Origin of the sequence: Lactobacillus sp. N54.MGS-719 (genome assembly GCF_000980505.1) — a bacterium.
In the GTDB taxonomy this organism is placed as follows: domain Bacteria; phylum Bacillota; class Bacilli; order Lactobacillales; family Lactobacillaceae; genus Lactobacillus; species Lactobacillus amylovorus.
The window spans coordinates 13,752-36,466 of record NZ_LARO01000016.1 but is presented as its reverse complement, the minus strand read 5'-3'; the positions used below and the strand labels follow the sequence as shown (position 1 = coordinate 36,466).

Sequence of the window (22,715 nt, the reverse complement as noted above, 5' to 3'; positions counted from 1 at the left end):
GTTTAATGATTTTCTTTTGCTTAGAACTAGGATAAAAGCGAAGCTTAACGCCAAAATGATAGGCTAAACTGCTCATTCTTTTCATGTATTTCACCTCCTTGTATTATTGTAATTTGATTATAGCCTATGTATATCTTATAATCAACAGTAAATAGATACATAGTAGACGAAAGGATATTAGACTATGAATAATAAGAGAGACAAAATAAAAGACGCAGGCTATGAAAAACACTACGTCTATAATGCACACTATCATCTAATTTGGTGTACTAAATACCGCAATCAAATCTTTACTAACCAAGACCTGGCTCAAGAAATGCGAGACCTGCTCAAGCAAATAGCTGAAGATAATCAAATCAAAATTGAAAAAATGGAGGTAATGCCTGAACATATTCATTTGCTTATCAGCTTTAGACCATCAAAATCAGGTTCAAGCGTAGTCAAAGCACTCAAAGGAAGAAGTGCTTTTTTATTCTTCAAGAATCATCCCGAAATTAAGCAAAACAAGATGTGGGGCGGACATTTATGGTCACCCAGCTATTACTTTGGCACGGTAGGGAATATGTCTAAAGAAGTAGTAGAAAAGTACATTAATGACCAGATCTACAATGCCGTTAGAGACGGCAAGCCCTATCCATCCCCGCATTAAAATACGGGGATTTTCGGGCGTTTTTCATTAAAAAGTAATAATTGTTCTTCATATGAAAGATGATGTTCCATATTATTCTATCCATAAAAAAACCTTCGCTGATAGAGGAAAATCCATCCGTCATTGCGAAGGTATGATCTACTTTCATTATACAGATTATTTTTAATAAATACTGTCTTAAGTTCTACAAAAATAAGCCTCAGAACTTCTGAGACTTATTTTTTATTTAGAGAGATTTATTATTTTGGCTTAGTCTTCGTAGCTTGCTGCTACTTCTTCATAATGCTTTATTTCGTCATCACTACAACGAACAAAGTGACCTGGACGAATTTCGTGCATGCTACGCTCTTTTCCGTCCATTTCTTCTTTTTGAGCATCGTATGGAATTCTTGTACGACTGCGTTCAACTTCTGGGTCAGGAATTGGCACAGCTGAAATCAAACTCTTAGTATAGTCATGAAGCGGACGATCATAAACGTCGTCAGCTGGCCCTACTTCAAGCAATTTACCGTAGTGCATAACACCAATACGGTCAGAAATAAACTTAACCATTGATAAGTCGTGAGCAATAAAGAGGTAAGTTAAACCACGCTTTTTTTGCAATTCAATCATCAAGTTAACAACTTGCGCCTGAATTGATACGTCCAAAGCTGAGATAGGTTCGTCAGCAACGATAAATTTAGGTTCAACGGCTAATGCACGTGCAATTCCGATTCTTTGACGCTGACCACCTGAGAATTCGTGTGGGAAACGGCTGGCGTGACTTTCGTTCAAACCAACAGTTTCAAGCAATTCTTCTACACGCTTGCTTCTTTCGGCCTTATCCTTAACCAAGTGGTGGATATCAAGCCCTTCAGCGATAATATCTTCAACTGTCATTCTTGGGTTAAGTGAAGCATATGGATCCTGGAAGATCATTTGTGCATCCCTAGTAAAAGCTAATTTATCAGCTCTACTTTTCAGATTTTCAACATTCTTACCTTCAAAAATAACCTCACCACTGGTTGGCTTGTACAATTGCAAAATTGAACGACCAGTAGTAGTCTTACCAGATCCAGATTCACCTACCAGACCAAAAGTTTCGCCTTCGTAAATATCAAAACTTACATCATCAACAGCTTTGGTGACATTACGGCCATTTTTAAAGTATTGTTTTAGATGTTTTACTTCCAAAATTTTCTTTTTTTCTGGCATAAAATTCTCCTTTGCTGCGATTATTTAACTCCTGGTAGTTTGTTCTCTTTTTTCATCAAATCATATTTCTTCCAGCGTCTTTGAATTTCTGCTGGTGGTTCAACCTTTGGTGCACCTGGTGCAAGCAGCCAAGTTGCGGCATAGTGGGAGTCGCTAACTTTGAAAAATGGTGGCTTGCGTTCAACGTCGATCTTCATGGCGTATTTGTTTCTTGGTGCAAAAGGATCACCCTTAGGTGGATCAAGCAAGTTAGGTGGCGTACCTGGGATTGATTCCAAAGTATCACTATTAAGCGTAGGCATTGAGTTGATCAAGCCCCAAGTGTATGGGTGTTGTGGATCGTAGAAAATTTCGTCTACGCCGCCAAATTCAAGGAATTCTCCTGCGTACATTACGGCTACACGATCAGCCATGCCGGCAACAACACCCAGGTCGTGTGTAATAAAGATAATTGAAGTCTTTACTCTCTTTTGCAAATCCTTCATCAAGTCCAAAATTTCAGCTTGCACAGTTACATCCAAAGCAGTTGTCGGTTCGTCCGCAAGTAAAATTTCGGGTTCACAGATAAGTGCAATCGCAATTACGATTCTTTGTCTCATACCACCTGAGAATTGGTGTGGGTATTCGTTGATTCTTTCTTCTGCGTTAGGAATACCAACGGCCTTCATCATTTCAAGTGCCTTAGCCCATGCTTCCTTCTTTGAAGCACCCTTGTGCTTGATCAAAGGTTCAGCGATTTGTTGGCCGATTTTCATCGTAGGATCGAGTGAAGTCATTGGATCCTGGAAAATCATTGAGATTTCGTTTCCTCGAATATTTTGCATTTCCTTTTCTGGCAAGTCTAATAAGTTCTTACCATGAAAGTTGATCTCGCCGCCTTCGATCTTGGCGTTACGAGCAAGCAGGCCGATGATACTACGAGTAGTAACAGACTTACCTGAACCTGATTCACCCACGATTGCTAAAGTTTCACCCTTATTCAAGTGAAAGGACACATTGCGGATAGCTTTAACCTCACCAGCATAAGTGTGAAAATCAATTTTTAAATTTTTAACATCTAAAACTCTTTCTTCTGGCATTTAGGTTAATCCTTTCTATCTTTGTCCTCTTGGGTCAAAGGCATCACGTAAACCATCACCAAGCAAGTTGAAGGCAATCATCAAGATACACAGAACAATTGCTGGGTACCACATTTGGTATGGCAAGAATTGGAAGTTCTTTTGACCTTCATTTAAAAGCACACCAAGTGAAGTTTGTGGAGCTGAAATACCGATACCGATGAAACTCAGGAAGGCTTCGAAGAAGATAGCAGTTGGAATGGTGTACATCGTTTGAATAATGATGATACTTGAAAGGTTTGGCACCAAGTGCTTCCACGCAATCTTCCAAGATGATTCACCAAGTGAACGGGCTGCTAAAACATATTCTTCGTTCTTCAAACTCAGCGTCTCGGCTCTGACCTGCCGTGCCATTGTTGTCCAACTAGAAATGGCAATGGCCAAAATAATTGAGGTAATACCTGGTTTCAAAACAACCAGCATCAAAACAACGATAATTAAGTTAGGTACGGAGGAGATGATTTCGATAATCCGCTGCATCACGTTATCGACTCCCCCGCCTTTCCATCCGGACACTATTCCGTACGCGACCCCGATAGTTAAGTCAAAGAAGGCAGCTACTAAGGCAACAATTAATGAAATCTTAGTACCATAAATAATTCTTTGTCCAAGTGAACGACCTAAATAGTCAGTACCTGCAATGAAGTACTTGTCTTTTGGCACATTGTTTTGAGCGTAAGCATCAACCCATTTGCCGTTTTGCTTAATCTTACCGTTCAAACCGTTAACTGCGCTCATGCCAGGAACTTTGGCTGGCAAGTTAGCATATTGCGGATGTGATTTAACCAAAGTTGCGTTATTGATGAATGGGGTTGAACCAAAGGCAACAATGATCATGACAATAACAATAATTGCGGAGATCATAGCTGCTTTTCTTTGCTTAAAACGAATCCAAACGTTTTGAGCAAATGACAATGATGGACCAGCAATATTTTCGTTATCTTGCGCCTCATCCTTTGGTAAAGGTTCAAAGGCATCTGTAGGAAGGTTTAATTTTTCTTCAGCCATATTGTCTTCTAAGCCTCGCTTTCATCTAATCTGATTCTTGGATCAATCAATCCGTAAACGATATCAGTTACTAACAGAATTACTACTAATCCGATACAGTAGACCATCGTGATTCCCATGATTGTTGGGTAGTCGTTAGTTAAAATTGACTTAACGAATTGTTCACCGATGCCTGGGATGTTAAAGATGTTTTCAATAACCATTGAACCAGTCATCAAAGCTACTGCGTAAGGACCAATCAAAGTAACAAGTGGAATCATTGAGTTACGCATTGCGTGTTTTCTAATAACTTCCATCCGGCTTAAACCTTTAGCCTTACCTAACTCAATGTAGTCACTACTCAAAGTATCAACCATGCTCGTTCTAATGAACCGGGCCGTCTCGGCGAATGGCCCTACCGCTAAAGCAATCGTCGGCATAATTGTTTGGGAGAATTGCCCCCAACCGGCCAGTGGGAAAAGCCCCAGTTTCAAACCGATGTAGTATTGAAGTAGTACCGCTAAAACGAAGTTAGGTACTGACTTACCGATAATAGAAATTACAGTTGCAGTTGAGTCAACCCAGGTTCCCTGGTTCACGGCAGCGATCGCACCAACGATAACGCCAAGCACAACACCAAGAATCAAAGCTTGAAGACCAAGTTGCATTGAGGCACCCAAACGTGAGCCAATCAATGTTGCAACAGGTTGATTACTGTATTGGAAGGATGTACCGAAGTCTCCGTGAAACATCCCGCCGATGTAAATCAAATATTGTTGCCATTCTGGTTTATTCAAACCGTATTGTTCATCCATGATGTGTCGCTGCGTTAGCGTCATCTTCGCTTCGTTAGCGTAAGGTGAACCAGGCATTAACTTCATTAAGAAGAAAGTTACCGTGGCTACGATAAACAAAGTGAGGATCATATAAAAAATACGTTTCAATAGGTATCTAGCCATATTAATTTCTCCCTCATTTTCTTTTTTGCTTTATTACTTAATTTTTAATGTTGTTTTAATTATACCAGATGGATTTTAAATTACTAGAGAAAAGTAAATAAAAATTAAAAAAATAAGAGAAAAGTATGTGCTTTTCTCTTATTTTTAAGCTGTTGTTATTATTTATTGTTTTGATTGTTTGTACTTTATTTGTAGTTAGGTGCTTCCTTAGTTATTTGCACATCGTGTGGGTGTGATTCACGCAAACCAGCATTAGTGATTTGAACAAATTGGGCCTTTTCGATTAATTCTGAAATGTTAGCTGCACCGCAGTAGCCCATACCTGAGCGAAGACCACCATCGATTTGGAAGACAACGTCAGAAACGTCACCCTTGTATTCAACACGAGCTTCGATACCTTCTGGAACAAGCTTGTTGGCTTCGTTAACACCACCTTGGAAGTAACGGTCGCTTGAGCCGTGAGCTTGAGCCATGGCACCGACAGAACCCATACCACGGTAACGCTTGTACTTCTTGCCATTATCTTCAAAGATGTCGCCAGGTGCTTCAGTGGTACCACTAAGCATGCTACCAAGCATAACTGCGTTACCACCGGCAGCTAAAGCCTTAACTACATCACCTGAGTACTTGATACCACCATCGGCAATGATTGGCTTGTGGTACTCACGTGCAGCTGAAGCAGCATCATAAATAGCAGTAATTTGTGGTACACCAACACCGGCAACGATTCTAGTAGTACAAATTGAACCAGGTCCAATACCTACCTTAACTACGTCAACGCCAGCGTCGAACAATGCACGAGTGGCATCCCCAGTTGCCACATTACCGGCAATTAAAGTTTGCTTTGGAAAATGTTCACGGAATTCTTTAATCTTACGCAAAACACCTGCTGAGTGACCATGAGCAGTATCAATAACGATTGCATCGGCACCAGCTTCAAGAAGTGCTTCTGCTCTTTCAAAAGTATCACTAGTTACACCAACAGCTGCGGCACAAAGCAATCTGTTTTGGTCGTCAACTGCAGCCTTAGTGGCATTGCTTGGTACGACTACGCTTTTAACATTAGCAACTTCACTTGCTTGGGCTTGAATTGACATATTCTTGTGCACTACGCCAAGTCCACCTTGGAGAGCCATCGCAATTGCCATTGCTCCTTCAGTGACAGTATCCATGCCGGCACTGATTAATGGAATATTCAATTTAATATTATCAGCCAGTTGTGTGCTCAAATCGACTTCGTTTGGCAAAACATGGCTTTCTGCTGGAATCAATAAAACATCATCAAAAGTTAAACCTTTTTTGGCAAATTTTGTATCCCAATTAGACATTATGCTCTCCTTTTCTCATACAAATAAAAATTATTAGCTATACTTTACTAGGAGATCAACCAATTTTCAAGGGTAAAAATAAAAGCAGGCTGAATTTTTTCAGTCTGCTTTTCACTTAAGAGAGGAGTTTATTGGTTATTAAAAAGATTAGTTTGCAATGTATGCTTCCTTAAAGTTGTAAGGAGCACCGGCACCGTTGTAGACAACGCCCTTGACGGTTGAACGAACCATCCAAGCTTCTTCTGGGTGGTACAAAGGAGTAACACCCTGAGTGCTGATAATTCTTTGTTCAGCCTTAACTAAGTCGTTCCAACGAGTGGTTTCACTAGGAGTTACCTTAGATTCTGCGACAAGCTTATCATAAGTAGAATCTGAGTACTTTTCCCAGTTTTGCGAGTTCTTAGAAGTGTTCAAGTCCAAGAATGAAATTGGGTCTGAGAAGTCGGCAGTCCAACCCATCAAGAAGACATCGTAGTCACCGCTTCCGGCGTGGTCTAAGGCAGTCTTCTTAGGAATGCTTTGAACTCTGACATTGACACCCTTCAAAGCGGATTCGATTGAACTTTGCAAGAATTCGCCGCCCTTCTTTGAAGCATCGTCATCGTAAGTCAAGATTGAGAAGCTTACGCTCTTCTTGCCCAACTCTTTTTGAGCCTTCTTCCAGTAGGCTTGAGCTTGTTTCTTGTTGTAGGTATTAAATTGCTTAGTAGCAGTACCTCTAACAAGGTTGGTGTAGTCTTTACCCTTCACTTCGGTCATGTTTTCTGGAGAAAGCGTGTCGGCAGGTTCTGCGGCCCCACCAACAGAGTTAGCCAATTCTTTTCTATTGATTGCTAAAGAAAGAGCCTTTCTAAAGTTTTCGTTGTTAAATGGTGCTTTCTTTTGGTTCATTTCAAGGTAAATCGTAGATGCAGTCTTTCTCAAAGTGTAGCCCTTTTGATTCTTCAATTCCTTTGAAGCTTGAGGACCAAGCAAAGCTGCATCAAGCTTGCCTGATTGGTACAAGTTGTAGTCGGTTGATGGCGTCTTTTGCACGCTGTAGTTAATCGTATTCAGCTTAACGTTCTTCTTGTCCCAGTAGTTTTTGTTCTTAACTAGCTTCCAGGAAAGGTTTGAACCAGTCCAGCCCTTTTGCACAAATGGACCGTTGTAGACAGTTGTCTTGGATGAAGTACCGTAACTCTTGCCGTATTGTTCAACTGCCTTTTGGCTTTGTGGGAAGAACAACGGGAAGCCCATCAACAGCTTGAAGTATGGAATTCGCTTGTCCAAAGTTACGACCAATTTGTCATCGCCGACAGCTTTAACACCCAAAGTATTTGGCTTCTTTTTACCGGCTACAATTGCATCCGCATTTTCAATACCAGAAAATAGGTATGAATATTGTGAACCTGTACTTGGAGTAACGGTTCTACGCCAAGAATAGACGAAGTCCTTAGCAGTTACTGGATCACCGTTTGACCACTTATCATCTTTACGTAAAGTAAATGTCCAAGTCCTGCCATCTTTACTGGTAGTAGTTTTAGTAGCCAAAGCATTTTCAACTTTAGAGTTTTTACCTAAACGATAAAGACCTTCCATCGTATTGTTCAATTGGGTAAAACTAGTGGCATCTGTAACCTTAGCTACATCCATGCCTTCAATTTCTGTTTTATCCATCCAGTTTAAAGTCTTTTTACCACCACCGGCTGATGATGAACTACTATTGTTGCCACAGGCTGCCAGTGCAGCTCCGGCTAAAGTTACAACACCGGCTGCCATTAATTTTCGGAATTTACTCATTTTCTTATCCTCCGAATATGCAAAAAAGAGTAGCTGATTAAAGCTACTCTTTTCCTGTCAAAGTACTATGAATTTAATCTACGTAAGCATTCTTGAAGTTGTAGTTCAAACCAGCACCGTTGTAGACGATACCCTTGATGTCTGGACGTACAAGCCATGCTTCAGTCTTGTAGTAAAGAGGTGCGATACCTTCTTCATTAAGCAAGATCTTTTCAGCCTTTTCAAGGTCGTTCCAACGCTTAGTAGTATCTGCAGTAGTCTTAGAATCTGCAATCAACTTGTCGTATTGAGCGTTGCTCCACTTACCGTTGTTGTTAGCGTTCTTGCTAGTGAACAAGTCAACGAATGAAATTGGATCGGCGAAGTCAGCTGACCAACCTGATACTACGAGGTCGAAGTTACCGTTAGTTGAACGGTTCAAACGAGTCTTAAATGGTACGTTTGCGACAGATACCTTCATGCCCTTCAAGTTTTCTTCTAATTGACTTTGAAGAGTTTCAGTAGTCTTTTGACCTGCATCAGTATCGTCTGAAAGGATTGAGAATGAAACGTTCTTTACGCCTAATTCCTTCAAAGCCTTCTTGTAAAGCTTCTTAGCTTCAGTTGGGTTGTAAGAAGCACTTTCCTTATCGCCAACTACTGAAGCCCAATCCTTACCGTCGTGGTTAACGACACCCTTAGAAGTTAAACTATCGGCTGGAGTGTTTGAACCACCTAAAGCGTTAGACAAAGCTTTTCTGTTGATTGACATTGAAATAGCTTTACGCAAGTTTTCGTTCTTGAAGATCTTTCTTCTTTGGTTAAATTGAACGTAGAATGTTGCAGCTGTGTCACGCAATGTGTAGCCTGCATTGTGTTTCAAGTTCTTAGTTTGTTGTGCGTCCAAAACGGTTGCGTCAAGCTTGTTTGATTGGTACAAGTTGTAAGCTGTTGAAGGAGTCTTTTGAACACTGTAGTTAATGGTGTTCAACTTAACATTCTTCTTGTCCCAGTAGTTCTTGTTCTTTACAAGCTTCCAAGAAAGGTTTGAACCTGTCCAGCCCTTTTGTACGAATGGACCGTTGAAAGCAGTGGTGCTTGATGAAGTACCGTACTTAGAACCGTTAGCTTCGACAACTTTTTGGTTTTGTGGGAAGAATAGTGGGAAGCCCATCAAAAGCTTAAAGTATGGAATACGCTTATCCAATGTAACAACTAACTTGTTATCACCAACGGCCTTGATACCTAAGCTGTTAACTGGGGCTTTACCAGCTGAAATTTGAGTGGCATTATGAATTCCCTCAAATAAGTAGGCATATTGTGAAGCAGTCTTTGGGTTGACAGTTCTACGCCAAGAATATACGAAGTCCTTAGCAGTTAACTTGTCACCGTTTGACCATTTTGAAGGACGTAAAGTAAAAGTCCAAGTCTTGCCGTCTTTAGAAACCTTGGTGCTAGTTGCCAAAGCATTTTCAACCTTGGAGTTCTTGCCTAAACGGTAGAGACCTTCTTCAACGTTACCCAATTGGTTAAAACTAGTAACGTCGGTAGCCTTTGAAATATCCATAGTTGGAATTTCGGCTGAATCCATCCAGTTGATGCTCTTCTTTGCAGAAGAGTTGCCTGATGAACTGCTGTTACTGTTGCTACCACACGCTGCTAGTGTGGCACCAGCAATAAGAACTGTTGCCCCTGCAGCAAATAATTTCGTAAATTTCATATAATTGCCCCTCTCATTTATGAGAAAATCAATAAATTTCTTAAGTTGTTTATAAGTATATCTGCCTTTTATTATTTTTGCAAGTTTATTTTAATTTTATTTTTATAAATCAAGATAAAAAATAAGCTTTGGCTTACTGCACCAAAGCTTATCAAATATTAAATTATTTTATACATTCCACTCATTCATAAACTCTTCGACGAAATTCCGCATGTAATTAGTGCGTCGAATAGCCTCTTTTTTAGCGACAGAAGTGTTCATTAAATCAGTTAAATGAAAAAGTTTCTCATAAAAATGGTTAATCGTAGTTTCCACATGACCACGATATTGATCATGGTTAATTAACTTAACTGGCTTAATCTCAGGATCATAGATCTTATTGCCGTGTTTGCCGCCATAAGTAAAAGCACGCGCAATCCCAATTGCACCTAGACTTTCCAAACGATCGGCATCCTGAACGTATTTACCAGACAAAGGCAAATTATAATGGTGTTCAATGTTAGCAGAAAAAGACATGTGTTGGATAGTAAATACAATGTCCCAGACTTCTAAGTCATTAAAGCCAACTTTTGGTAATAATTCTTTAATTTCCGCAACTACCTTTTCAGGATCAGCACAGATCTTTTCATCAATCGTGTCGTGCAAATAGCCGCCAGTTTTAATAATTGCGACTACACGACTATCTTCGTGAGCTGTTGGATGATCTTCAAGATACATCTTGCTAGCCAGGTTGGCTACACGTTGACCATGATAAAAATCATGACCAGTTTTCTCATCTTTCAAATGCTCTTTGGTAAATTGAATGACTTGATCAATATCCATTATGCCATTGAGTCCCATGCTTCTACTGGGGTAGCTTCGCCTTCCCAAATCTTAACCAATTTTTCTGGTACGTATTGCTTCTTAACCACAACTTTGAAGAGGTATTCGTTGAACCAGTCGTCATCCATTACGAAGTAGCCCTTTTCACCAACTTTTATGCCCCATGAGTTCTCAATTTTCCATTGACGAGGCTTGCCATCAACGACATCAACACCGACTAATGTCATGGCGTGGGTTGAACCGGATGCACCAGTTTGAAGACGTTCCTTCTTGCTTAGCTTAGTTTCAATATTAAAAATAGTATCAGTTTGGTAAAGGCCCTTGGATAAAATACCCTTTTGACGGTCGCTGTCTTTACCTACATCACAGCCAAACCAAATAGTTTCGCCAGCTTCAAGTTGCTTAATAGCAGCTTCTTTCAAGTTGTCAATTTCAGTGTTCAAGAATTGTACTGGAGTACCGCCTTCAACGTTGTCTTCGAATGGAAGAGCGTAAAGCTTATCAAATTCATGATCTGGTGCGTTGAATAAAACAACGTAGTCATCAAGATCATCGACAAAGTAATTGTGGAAGAAGTCAAGTGGAGTCAAATCACCATCAAAGTGATACTTGCCATCGTCATCCTTAAATTCAAGATCAAATTTTTGAACTGGTTCACCAAAGGCAATCACAGCCATGCGGTAAACTTCGCTCAAAAATTCTTGGCGCTTTTCTTCAATTTCATCAGTCTTATTTTCTTGAGCAAGCTTACGCAAAACAAGACCATCTTCGCGCAACTTCATGTTCAAAGTTCTGTTGAACATTGCAGTGTTGTTAGCAGTAAAACTTTCATCTTGAGCATAAGTTGGCACTAAACCATATTTTCTGATCAAAGAAACAGCCATTGCCCATTGACCACCATCAGTATCTGGACCTTGCATGTAAGTATGAACGGTACGGTCATCAAGTGGACGGTCGGCAGTATTCAAGATATTATCAAAGAAAATGTTGGCACGTTCTACTCTGTCCCAGAAGAAGAGGTAGTTTTGTGAAAAGGTAAAGTTCTTAGCATTGTACTTTTTAGCAAAACCATGACGAAGTGTGTTCAATGCCGCAAACAACCAGCAACGACCTGATTGCTTTTGATCAGTGACGTTGTCAGTTGGAATTTCAATTGAAAAAGTGCGGTTTAATTTTCTTACGCCTTCAGTGTTAAAACTTGCCTTTTGTACGCCGTTATTAACGACCGCAAGTTCTGCTACGCGATTTTGTGGTTCTTTTTCATATTCTTTTTGGAATTTGGCAATTTCTGCCATTGTCAGCTCGTGTTTCATATGAGATCCTTTCTCGTTAAAAATCATTCAATACTAATTGCCATCATTTTAGCATTATTTTTCCAAAAAAAAAAAGCCGCTTCCCAGGTTTGAACTGGGAACCTCCTCCTTACCACGGCGGTGCTCTACCTATTGAGCTAAAGCGGCGTCTTTATTGTAACAAAAAAGGCAAAGATATTCGAAGTGAATACCTTCGCCTTTTTAAATTTCCTAATCCAAGAGTTCGAAAATAAGAGATAATTCGAGGTTATTAAATTTTATATTAAGTTAAATTTTGAAGTTAGATCTTAACAACATCCTTAGTGTTCAACCATTTACTCTTGTTAATCTTAACAATCTTCTTACTGTTAACTTTCTTAACTGCCTTAGCAGTGTAAGTTGAGCCCATGGTTACCTTAGCACCAGTCTTCTTAGCGTCTTGGTTGTAAACAGCAACTTTTTGATTCTTAGTATCTTTTACAACTACGAAAATCTTGTCGCCTTTCTTAATTGAAGGGTCAGTTGGAACAACTTCTGCAGTACCTGGCTTTGGAGCAGTGAATGAAGTAGCTTGAACAACGCCACTACCAACACCGACAAGACCTAAACCGATTACCAAACTTGAAATAACTTTTAAAGCTTTTCTAGATTCTAACATTTTAATAACCTCTTTCTATTTACTCGTTTTCTCTTTACACTTTTACTATAACGCTTTCATCAAAAAAAGTAAATAACTTAGTTAATTCTTTCACAGTTTTTATGATAAGGATATACATTTAAATATTGCTATATACCACCATTTATAAATTATATACATGTATATTCATATACTGGTATTATTTATATTTATGTATTCATATAGTTATCATGTGAATTTGTAAATAACAATTCTAAACTACTTGAACAATATTAAAAATAACAATTTAATTAGTAAAATATTATTTTACTTTTTTGGGCTAAATTAGACCGATTTTAGCCATTTTAGGCATAAAAAATATTTTTCAAAAATCGTATAGCATTAAAAAAGGGCAAAAAAATGGAGGGTCAAAACCCTCTATTTTTAATGCTGTATTTTATTTTAAAAATATATCTTTAATTACTTAATAGTTACCAAAGTGTACTTTCTCTTACCCTTACGGATAATTACGTACTTCCCATCAAAGGCGCTTGATGGATCAACGTCGAAGTCTACGCTTTGTTCACGGTCACCGTTAACGTAAATAGCACCGTTCTTGATGTCTTCACGAGCTTGACGCTTTGAAGGTTCGATCTTGGTATCAACTAAGAAGTCAACCAAGTTCTTCTTTTCGCTACCTGCTTCAGCACTTGGAGCATTCTTCAAACCTTGTTCGATTTGAGGTACTGATAAGTTCTTGATGTCACCTGAGAACAAAGCGTCGGTGATCATTTGAGCTTCCTTCAAACCAGCTTCACCGTGAACGAACTTAGTAACTTCTTCAGCAAGTTTCTTTTGAGCAGCACGCTTCCAAGGTTCCTTTTCAGTCTTTTCAGCCAAATCTTCGATTTCTTCATGGCTAAGGAAAGTGAAGTACTTAAGGTACTTAACAACGTCACGGTCGTCTTGGTTAATCCAGAATTGGTAGAATTCGTAAGGACTAGTCTTTTCTGGGTCAAGCCAGACAGCACCACCAGCTGACTTACCAAACTTAGTACCGTCAGCCTTAAGCATCAATGGAATGGTCAAACCAAATGCTGGACGATCTGCACCTTCAAGCTTGTGGATCAAGTCGATACCAGCGGTGATGTTGCCCCATTGGTCACTACCACCAATTTGTAATTGAACGCCATCTTCCTTGTTCAAGTGGTAAAAGTCGATGGCTTGCAAAATTTGGTAAGTGAATTCAGTGAATGAAATACCATTTTCAAGACGGCTAGCAACAACATCCTTGTTGATCATGTTGTTAACTTGGAAGTACTTACCGTAGTCACGCAAGAAGTCGATCAAATTAAGCTTGCCAAGCCATTCTGCGTTATCACGAATTTCGAAGTTTTCAGTACCAAACAACTTCTTCATTTGGTTAGTCAAACTTTCTTCGTTGTGCTTAACTTGGTCAGCAGTTTGAAGAACACGTTCAGTCTTACGGCCTGATGGGTCACCGATTGCACCAGTACCACCACCGATTAAGATTACTGGATGGTAACCTGCCATTTGGAATCTCTTCAAGATCATGAATGGAATAAGGTGACCGATGTGAAGTGAGTCACCAGTTGGGTCAGTACCACAGTAAAGGGCCAAATCATCGTGTTCAGCCAAGTACTTCTTTAAGCCTTCTTCGTCAGTTTGTTGGTTAATGGCGCCGCGCCACTTTAAGTCTTCTAAAATATCAAATTTTGCCATATTTTTCCCCCAATAAAAAACGCCCCTCGAGAATAAATCTCAAGGGACGACTAATTATCATCTTTAGCCGTGGTACCACCCACGTTCATGCCTATTCGGCATCTCTATTGGTTGATAAAGAAACCACCCTATCAGTATTTCGTCAAAATCGACCTGTCTAGCTCACACCAACCGCTAGTTCTCTGAACGCTGAATCGATTTGCTACTTATCGTTAAGTACGATCTTAACTAGAAAAACGGTTTTAGTCAACCGTTTAATTTAATTTTTAGGTGCATGGTAGGTGAATTCATATGGATCTGACCATTCACCTACTGGTGTTTTGTCTGCATCGATTGGACCACGATAAGTGTCACTATTTATGCCACGTACACGCACTAAATATGTTTGTCCATCAACTGGCTTAAAAGTCATGCCGTATGAAGGATTATGAAAAACTGGATCAGTTACTATTGTTGTGCTTGTACCTAATGCTTGACCTACAAGTCTTTCATTTTGGAATGGAATACCAATAGTGGCATTACCGTTAGTTGCCTTTTGGGTGAACATTAATTCATATTTCTTGGCATTATCCGCTTGAGCTACATTAACTCGTACAGCATCCTTTTCATCGGTAACTGATTCAATCTTAGATGCACTTGGGACAGTATCACTACCATCTTCAATCTTGAAATCAAAGTTATACCGACCACGTAGATTAGACAATCTTACTGTATAAGTACCTTGAGGCAAATTGTAAACAATTTTTTGGCTCTTTTCCTTAGTAAAGATGTTCAATGGATAGCCGTTACTATTAAGTTTCCAACGCAAACTGTAATATTGGTAATGGCCTGGGTAGATTGGCAAAGCATTAACGTCAAAAGTTACTTTGGAAGGCTCATCCAATTTAAACGTATAAGCATCAGTTTCATCGTAGTTGTAGAAGCCTAGCATCCCCTTGATATGATCACCACTCTTGATTTCCATTGGATGATTTACATCATTGACGTTCTTCTTAGTCTCAACTACTGTTTCAAAATCTTTGCGAATCTTAGTTAAATTCGTAAAGTTAGAGTTAACGCTAGCCGTATTAGTTGGGGTTAAATAATAGTTACCCTTGCGCAAATAAAATACTTGGTTCTTGCTTGAACCATAGTTGGCAATTTTATTGCGTGAACTATTGGTCATCGTAAACTTAGCATTACCGTTAATTCGGACACGACCAGCTGCATTAATGTAAAAATGATATTTTTGGCCTTTTTGTAAAGTTTGTCGTTGGCCAATTACCATGTTTGGTTTGCTTGCAGCATTAACTGGAGTAGTCATAAAAGCTAAACCAGCAGCACTAGCAAGTGCCATTGCTAAAATTCTCTTCATTGTTTTCACCTTTTAATCTTTATACTCATATCTATTATTTTATCATTACATAAACAAAAAGGACTAAAGCAGTGCTCTAGTCCTTTTCTTATTTATTTTAATTGTTCATCTTGTAGAAGCCCTTAGCCTTCAAACCATAAGCTTGACCAGCGGTCATATCATATTGAACCATTTCGTAATCGTTCAATATAGCTTGTTGTTCTGAAGTCAACTTCTTAGGATCTACAAAGTGACCCTTTTGGTCAACCAATTGGAAGCCCTTGTCACCATTGAAATTAATGGTAATTGCAGGAAGCTTCTCGTGAACTTCAGTCAAAAGTGCTTGGTAAGGAGTTACCTTACTGTTTGTTTGTTCAAGCATCATAGCAGTGAAGTCACTAGTGTTGACGAAGTTAGTGTTGTGGGTCAACTTGTTCTTAGCACCATGTTCTCTTGCGTACTTGTTTGAGTAAATGAAATAGCGAGTTGAGTGCATTTGAACTGGATACTTGCCAGTGTAGTTTTGTGACAAGATGCTTGGGTAGTGGTCACCGTAGAAGACAATAGTAATTGGCTTCTTGATCTTATCGATTTGACCAATAAACTTCTTAACTGCCTTGTCGGTGTATTGCGTACCCTTGATGTAAGTTGCCATTTGTTCACGAATGGCAGCAGTGTTGAAGAGTTCACCAGATACCTTGCCCATGTATTCGTTGTTTGGATACCAGTTGTTGTAAGGCATGTGGTTTTGAATTGAGATCAAGTTAATGAATTGACCACCCTTCATGCTGTTGATTTGTTTCAAACCGTTAGCATAAGCAGTGAAGTCAGAGTTGTAAGTACTCTTACCAAGTTTCTTTTGATCAATGATCTTGTATTTAGAACCAAGGTAAACGAACTTGTTAAACTTAAATCTCTTGTAGTCTTCTACTCTTGAGTAGTAAGTACCAATGAATGGGTGAACAGCTGACTTGTAGTTGAAGTCCATACCAATGGTTGGGTAGAAGTCGTAGTTTGGTACGATTTGTACATATGGAGTCAAGGTTGACTTGAACATACCCATGTTGAATCCGGTCAAAGTTTCCCATTCCATGTTGGCAGTACCACCACCGTAACCGGCACTAAGCATGCTACCGTATGTGGCACGTTTCTTCATTGATTGGATAAACTTAACTGGGTTTGGAGTTTTTGGATCAATCTTAATTGTTGGGAAAGTATATGGATCAACAAAACTTTCACTCAAGTTGTAGACAATAGTTTGATCCTTTAAAGTATTCTTTCTTGTCTTGTTAATTTTATCAGCAAGTTTGCTGTACTTTTGGGCCAAATGCTTGATTGTAGATTCTGAATAGTTGGCTGGCTTGTTCATAATTTGCAAGTCGAAGTAGTTCAAGAAGTTCAATAATGGCCCGTTAATTTGAATATCACGTTCAGGGTTTCTGAATGATTGCTTGTTGTCAAAACCACGGTTGATGTGGTAGATCATACCGCCATCGTGGTTAAAGCGCATTGGTGTCATGAATAAGAGCAAGCTGAGTAATGCCCAAATACCACGACGTTTCCATGAACCCTTTTTCTTAATTGGAAACTTGATTTCAAGGAAGACACATAATGCAATGACAATGACCAATGCAACGGCAACCATAATGACTGTCTTTTGACCAACCATTGGAAGCAAGGTCTTCCAGTTTACGATTTCGTCAATTTCGGTTGGGTAAATTGGTTCACCACGAAGGTTCAATTTAATCTTGTTGGCAATAGCCCAACCAATAGTAATTACGCTGACTAAAACTGTTGAAGTCCAGTAACGCGTAGTAATGAAGTAGAAGATCGCAAACATTGCGTCGAGGAAGATAGCCGTCAAAATGATGGCGAAGAATCTAGTCCCGAGCAAGAAGATAACTGCATTGATGTCTGTAGCAGTAGTAATTTGAATACGTAAATTGTCTGATTCGATCAAGAATGAGACGAAACTCAAGATGTAGAACCAACCCCAAGTAAGAAGTCTTACTCTGTTTTCCACAACCCAAGCAGTAAACTTGCCCCAGAGATCTTCGACAATTTGCGCCAGATTATCATGTTTATTAAAGAATGTAATTGCATTTTTGACCGGCTTAAATTTGAACAGATATCGTTCATACAGATAGTCCAAAATAAAGGCCGCAATCGTCATGATGATAATCATCAAGAACTTGTTAAATCCGGCGCTGTTAGTGAAGCGGAATGATCTTACAAAGCCGCCGATAATTGGGGCATCCATAAAGATTACAACCGGAATAAAGAAGCGCATTTCCTTAGCAGAGAAACTAACGATTACTTTTCTAAAAATCAAAAATGCGGCAAGAACCATTAAGAATAGAAATGGTGATGTAACGTTGCTTAAGAATCTTGGATTCCAAGAATAAACACCACTACGCCCAGATAAACGTTGGTACCAGTAAACACCGTTAAATCCGGGAACGCCGATGAACATTACAAAGAATGATACAATGCCGGCACCAATCGTCCAGCCAAATACCTTCTTAGGAATTTTGACATTAGCTAAAAACATACCCCATGCGAAGTACAAGATTAGGTAAACACCATAGATGGAGTAGTTGAAAATCATTGTACCAGCGTTAGTGGCAAATCCTACCAAAGTCAATGCACTAAGCAAAAGCAAGTTTTGCTTAGTAGTAATGCGATGTTGCAGTTCATAGATGTATGGCTGAGCCAACATACTGAAGATTAATCCAGCAAGTAGTACTGATGTACTAGTTAGTACTGGGAAAAATACGCCCCACAACTTCCACATATTAAAGCTGCCTGGTCGCTTCATAAAGTTGACCAAATACAGCAATACTAGTGTGACAACTGCCATAATCCAGAATCTGAAGGCCTCAGTTGGATGGACCTTCTTCTTGCTGTAGACAGCCCCAAAGACCATTGGCACAAGCACCATCGTGCTGCAGTCTAGCAGTCCAGGGATGTATCTCATTAAAGTGCTGAGTGGAAGTCTACCAAACAGGCTACCCCATGAGAACATTTGTACTAGCATGAAAAATGCTGCCACAATTATACAGATAATTTGGACAACACCTAGTGATTTTTTATTCTTAATCTCACTCATTTTCTTAGTCTATGTCCTTACTAAAAAATTCTTTTTTGCCATTACTTACTCTTGATCCCAAGCTTCTTCTTGATCGAGTATAAAATATCGACCTTCTTGCCGTGGCCGGTAAAGAAATCTACGATATCCTTCCAAAACTTGAAGACCATGATTAAAGTAATCGCCATAAAGATGATTCCTGCCTCTTGGTTTTGCAGAAATTCATAAACACTGAATAAAAGCATAAACACTAAAGGCGGAATCGTCAAATTTTGCATGATTGCTGTCAGCACGAGGGCCACCAGTAATGTCGCAAAACCAGCCTTCCAATCATAGAACACTGTGATCTGAGCTGCAACCGCAACTCCCTTGCCGCCTTGGAAATGATTCCAGAATGGAAAGCAATGTCCTAAAATCAAGCCGAGTCCGGCAAAAGCAATGTTAATGTGACCTGGAAAAGCAAAGTAAACAATAAATAAGGCAATTAAGCTTTTAAGCAAATCACCGAGACATGTTAAGATGCCCCATTTTTTACCAAAAACAGCACCCATATTGGCTGTTCCAGGATTATGTGAACCATATTGAGTAGGATTTATTTTTAAAAAGATTTTTCCGACAACCATCGCAGTCAGAAAATTACCAAAGAGATAACCGATCAGTGTCGCATAAATAGGCGTCATCAATTATCATCATCTCCCGTGTAGTCATAAATATGGTAGTCTTGCGTCTTATCGCTCTTGAAACTAAAGCCATGAGCAATATTGCGCTCATTTTGGTAAGTTTCGTTATTGCTGATGGTTTCTTTTTCAAGACCTAGTTCTGTGCGAACCTTATCAGAAATTCGCTGCAATTCGCTAGTTGGTTGAACTTGATATGAAGCATCATCAATCATCGCATTATAGCCATGCAGATAGTCGCTAGAAGACGTCTTCGCACAGCCACGATAATTCGTCGCGATCTGTTGCAAAGCGCTAAATGGCAAGTTAGTGCGGACGTTGCTTGATACCGACGTTAAGATCGAATCAAGATTCGACAGCGAACTGACAGAGATTGCCTTTTTGATCAAAGTCGTAATCACTTGACGCTGTCTTTCTTGTCGGCCGTAGTCGCCGCGTGGGTCATCATAACGCATTCTCGAGTAGGCCAGTGCGCCGGCACCGCCCATGTGCGTTAATTTGCCCTTCTTAAAGATATAACCGCCATATTCAAAACTGAGCGTTGGCCGAATGTTAATACCGCCAACATAACGGATCATCTTCATGATTCCGCCCATGTTAACCACGGCATAATACTTAATCGGCACATTAATCAATTTCGAAACGCTGTCCATTGACATCTTGGCACCGCCGAGTTCATACGCGGCATTGATCTTTTCAGTTTGGAAAGAATCGGCATCAATCATCTGTGCCATCGTATCACGCGGAATAGAAATCAGCGTGTAGCGCTTCTTTGCAGGGTTAACTACAGCTAAAATCATGGTATCGGTTCTACCCCGCTTCTCCGTTCTATCCAAGGCACCGGTATCCGTACCCATTAGTAAAACGGCAAAACATTTCTTTCCATTAAATTCACCTGTAGTTTTCACTGCAGTATGGGGATCATAGGTCTTATCAACTGCATTCTTCGTTTTAAAGTAAACAGAAGTAAAGTACGCAATTGCTGCGCCAACTGCAGCTAGCACAACTAAACCAACAATCCACGGCCAAATGTGGTGTTTTCGATATTTATGATTTTGCACTCGCGTGCCTTTCGGATGATATTGTCTTTTTTTCTCCATAAGTCATACCTATATGTAAATTCACATTGAGTGTATTATAACAAAAAAAGCAAATCATCGCTGACCTGCTTCCTATATCTTATTAAAATCGTTACTTATTTTTACTTCAAAGTCAAATTTAAAGCAAAAGTCTTGCTACTTTCTGCTTCAAGCTTGATCTCATCAATAAATGCGGTAACATGATCTTCTTCTACATTTAATTTAAAATCAGTTGAAGCAACATCAATTTCATGTTTTCCATTATTTAAACTAATTTTGTTAATCCCCTCTTCAGTAGGCCAATTATTTGGTAGAACAAAACCTAATGAAAATGGCATTTCTTTATGCGAAGAATTCTTTAGAAAAAAGGTTATCTCGACTTGATTGCCCTCTAAGGCATATGTAGTCATCACTTCAAAGTGATACGGGAATTTCTTATAGCTTTTCGGTGTATCAATTAAAGTCAAACTCACTCGAGTATCGCCTTTATCAACGACAGTCCAAGGCATTTTGCTGGCCCAGTCATTATCATGATTGATCACTGGAAAAGCAATTGCCGTACCCTCTTTAGTCCCTTCTTCGCCGAGATAGTCATAATTATCAGTTACTGATATTAAGTGGGCCACCTTGGCCCCATTCTCATCGACAGAGACTTGAAAGAGAGAATCATCAATTGTTTGCATATTTTTCTCCCAACTTTAATTCTAAAGACAAAAATAGCACTTGAAGGGGGGTACTGTCAATCTTTAGCCAGCTACTGCCACTTTAATGGAAGCGGTTAACCCTTCTACCATGTCACTTAAATTCATGGATGGACGACGACCATTTTTCGCTTGGCTAGGCAAAAATGGAATGTGAATGAAGCCGGCTTTTAGGTTAGGAAATTCGCGTGCGCGCATGTATTGCACCTCGTAGAAAAGGTGGTTGCAGACGTACGTGCCAGCGGAATTTGAGACTTCGGCAGGGATGCCTATTTTTCTCATGGCAGTTACCATCTTTTTAATTGGCAATTGGGTGAAGTAACCGTCGGCACCGTCTGCTTCAATTTCGCCTTCTTTTGGACCCTTGCCTGAATTATCGGGAGTTGAGCCCGCTTGAAAATTAATAGCAATTCTTTCAGGTGTAATGGCAGCTCGGCCACCTGCTTGGCCGACGTTGATGACCATGTCTGGTTGATATTTTGTTATTGCTTCTTTAACTACCTTGGCGCTTTGATAAAAAATCGTCGGTACTTCTAGTTTAATGATTTGATTGCCGTCGATTTCATCTGGCAGCTTCTTTACGGCTTCGATAGCCGGATTAATTTTTTCACCGCCAAAAGGATCGAACCCAGTTACTAAGATTTTCATACTTTTTGTCTCTTTCTTAAAAAAAAATGGCAGTTTTTCTTTGTTTATAATATAATATACTTGTTTCAAAAAATATGAAATAGAATAATATATTAAAATTTTTGGAGCAAGTTGATGAAAAAAGGCATCCCTTCCGGGGATGTCTTTTTTTACCCTAAAAAATAAAAGAACTCCGAAAATTCGAAGTCCTTTTTGTGTGAATAACCACTATTTAATTAGTCGTCCAACTTTTCCTTGTTAACAACATCAAGGTTTTCGTCGAATGTGTAAACCACTGGTTCACCAGTCTTCATTTCGAGGTTCATGATGTCGTCGTCAGAAATGTTTTCGATGTACTTAGTCAAAGCACGAAGTGAGTTACCGTGAGCTGCGATAATTACATTCTTGCCATCAAGTAAGTCTGGAGCAATGTGATCTTCCCAGAATGGCATTACACGGTCAAGACATACGTGTAAGTTTTCTGCCTTAGGCACGATGTGTGGGTCCAAGTTTGCGTAACGACGGTCGTGAGCTTGGCTGTACTTGTTGTCGTCATCAATAGCTGGTGGCAAAACATCGTATGAACGACGCCAAATGTGAACTTGTTCATCGCCGTACTTTTCAGCAGTCTTCTTCTTGTTCAAACCTTGAAGAGCACCGTAGTGACGTTCGTTAAGTCTCCAGGTCTTAGTTTCTGGAATCCAAAGTTGGCCACTTTCTTCAAGTGCGTAGTGCAAAGTCTTGATAGCACGAGTTAATAATGAAGTGTAAGCTTGGTCAAATTCAAGACCGTGTTCCTTGATTAAACGACCAGCCTTCTTAGCTTCTTCAACACCTTTTTCTGAAAGGTTAACGTCAACCCAACCAGTAAATTGGTTTGAAAGGTTCCATTCACTTTGACCGTGACGGATTAAAACTAATTTTGACATGAAATATCTCCTTTTAAATTCAATGTTTCACCCATATTTTACACATTTCGCAGTTTTTTTCATAGAGATATGACAAAAAAACATTAATTTTT

19 protein-coding genes and 1 tRNA gene are annotated in these 22,715 nt (G+C 39.5%); 1 reads left to right on the top strand and 19 read right to left on the bottom strand.

The window, feature by feature from the left end; genetic code table 11:
* The first annotated feature begins 184 nt into the window (after window positions 1-184).
* A complete protein-coding gene (gene tnpA, locus WS44_RS04465; protein ID WP_013641431.1) occupies window positions 185-649 on the top strand; it encodes an IS200/IS605 family transposase in 465 nt (154 codons plus the stop codon).
* 249 nt (window positions 650-898) lie between these two features.
* On the opposite strand, the gene WS44_RS04460 is transcribed toward tnpA, so the two are convergent.
* The 19 genes from WS44_RS04460 to WS44_RS04370 form a co-directional block, all read right to left on the bottom strand.
* The gene (locus tag WS44_RS04460) at window positions 899-1,843 is read right to left on the bottom strand and encodes an ATP-binding cassette domain-containing protein (protein ID WP_013641429.1); all 945 of its coding nucleotides are present in this window, start codon (window positions 1,841-1,843) and stop codon (window positions 899-901) included.
* Window positions 1,844-1,863: 20 nt separating this feature from the next.
* Window positions 1,864-2,922 (bottom strand): ABC transporter ATP-binding protein, encoded by a 1,059-nt coding sequence (locus tag WS44_RS04455; RefSeq protein ID WP_013437059.1) that lies wholly within the window; start codon window positions 2,920-2,922, stop codon window positions 1,864-1,866.
* Window positions 2,923-2,937: 15 nt separating this feature from the next.
* Window positions 2,938-3,969 (bottom strand): ABC transporter permease, encoded by a 1,032-nt coding sequence (locus tag WS44_RS04450; RefSeq protein WP_013641428.1) that lies wholly within the window; start codon window positions 3,967-3,969, stop codon window positions 2,938-2,940.
* 8 nt (window positions 3,970-3,977) lie between these two features.
* On the bottom strand, window positions 3,978-4,907 hold the full coding sequence (opp3b, locus tag WS44_RS04445) for an oligopeptide ABC transporter permease (RefSeq protein ID WP_013437057.1): 930 nt from the start codon (window positions 4,905-4,907) through the stop codon (window positions 3,978-3,980).
* 185 nt (window positions 4,908-5,092) lie between these two features.
* Window positions 5,093-6,235, bottom strand: a complete 1,143-nt coding sequence (locus tag WS44_RS04440; RefSeq protein ID WP_013641427.1) for an IMP dehydrogenase — start codon at window positions 6,233-6,235, stop codon at window positions 5,093-5,095.
* Window positions 6,236-6,382: 147 nt separating this feature from the next.
* Window positions 6,383-8,017 carry a peptide ABC transporter substrate-binding protein gene (locus WS44_RS04435; protein WP_013641426.1) on the bottom strand — a complete coding sequence of 545 codons (1,635 nt, stop codon included), beginning with the start codon at window positions 8,015-8,017 and terminating at the stop codon, window positions 6,383-6,385.
* Window positions 8,018-8,090: 73 nt separating this feature from the next.
* Window positions 8,091-9,716 carry a peptide ABC transporter substrate-binding protein gene (locus tag WS44_RS04430; protein WP_046433352.1) on the bottom strand — a complete coding sequence of 542 codons (1,626 nt, stop codon included), beginning with the start codon at window positions 9,714-9,716 and terminating at the stop codon, window positions 8,091-8,093.
* 168 nt (window positions 9,717-9,884) lie between these two features.
* A complete protein-coding gene (locus WS44_RS04425; protein WP_046433349.1) occupies window positions 9,885-10,538 on the bottom strand; it encodes a phosphohydrolase in 654 nt (217 codons plus the stop codon).
* The gene (locus WS44_RS04420) at window positions 10,538-11,851 is read right to left on the bottom strand and encodes a C1 family peptidase (RefSeq protein WP_046433346.1); all 1,314 of its coding nucleotides are present in this window, start codon (window positions 11,849-11,851) and stop codon (window positions 10,538-10,540) included. Before WS44_RS04420 ends, WS44_RS04425 begins: the two co-directional genes overlap by 1 nt.
* A 74-nt stretch (window positions 11,852-11,925) precedes the next feature.
* A tRNA-Thr gene (locus WS44_RS04415) sits at window positions 11,926-11,998 on the bottom strand.
* A 133-nt stretch (window positions 11,999-12,131) separates the two neighbouring features.
* Window positions 12,132-12,488, bottom strand: a complete 357-nt coding sequence (locus tag WS44_RS04410; RefSeq protein ID WP_046433344.1) for a hypothetical protein — start codon at window positions 12,486-12,488, stop codon at window positions 12,132-12,134.
* Window positions 12,489-12,926: 438 nt separating this feature from the next.
* Window positions 12,927-14,189 (bottom strand): tyrosine--tRNA ligase, encoded by a 1,263-nt coding sequence (gene tyrS / locus WS44_RS04405; RefSeq protein WP_013437047.1) that lies wholly within the window; start codon window positions 14,187-14,189, stop codon window positions 12,927-12,929.
* Window positions 14,190-14,448: 259 nt separating this feature from the next.
* Window positions 14,449-15,543 (bottom strand): hypothetical protein, encoded by a 1,095-nt coding sequence (locus WS44_RS04400; RefSeq protein WP_046433341.1) that lies wholly within the window; start codon window positions 15,541-15,543, stop codon window positions 14,449-14,451.
* 97 nt (window positions 15,544-15,640) lie between these two features.
* Window positions 15,641-18,631 carry an LTA synthase family protein gene (locus WS44_RS04395; RefSeq protein WP_046433339.1) on the bottom strand — a complete coding sequence of 997 codons (2,991 nt, stop codon included), beginning with the start codon at window positions 18,629-18,631 and terminating at the stop codon, window positions 15,641-15,643.
* Between the two features lie 41 nt (window positions 18,632-18,672).
* Window positions 18,673-19,290 (bottom strand): glycerol-3-phosphate acyltransferase, encoded by a 618-nt coding sequence (locus tag WS44_RS04390; RefSeq protein ID WP_013437044.1) that lies wholly within the window; start codon window positions 19,288-19,290, stop codon window positions 18,673-18,675.
* On the bottom strand, window positions 19,290-20,387 hold the full coding sequence (locus tag WS44_RS04385; protein ID WP_046433337.1) for an LCP family protein: 1,098 nt from the start codon (window positions 20,385-20,387) through the stop codon (window positions 19,290-19,292). The genes WS44_RS04390 and WS44_RS04385 overlap by 1 nt, the downstream gene beginning before the upstream one ends.
* 101 nt (window positions 20,388-20,488) lie before the next feature.
* Complete coding sequence (locus WS44_RS04380; RefSeq protein ID WP_013437042.1) at window positions 20,489-21,049, bottom strand: aldose 1-epimerase; 561 nt, start codon at window positions 21,047-21,049, stop codon at window positions 20,489-20,491.
* A gap of 63 nt (window positions 21,050-21,112) precedes the next feature.
* Entirely contained in the window at window positions 21,113-21,715 is a 603-nt protein-coding gene (gene pcp / locus WS44_RS04375; RefSeq protein WP_013437041.1) for a pyroglutamyl-peptidase I, read from the bottom strand.
* 215 nt (window positions 21,716-21,930) lie between these two features.
* Complete coding sequence (locus WS44_RS04370) at window positions 21,931-22,623, bottom strand: 2,3-diphosphoglycerate-dependent phosphoglycerate mutase (RefSeq protein WP_013437040.1); 693 nt, start codon at window positions 22,621-22,623, stop codon at window positions 21,931-21,933.
* Between the last annotated feature and the right edge of the window lie 92 nt (window positions 22,624-22,715).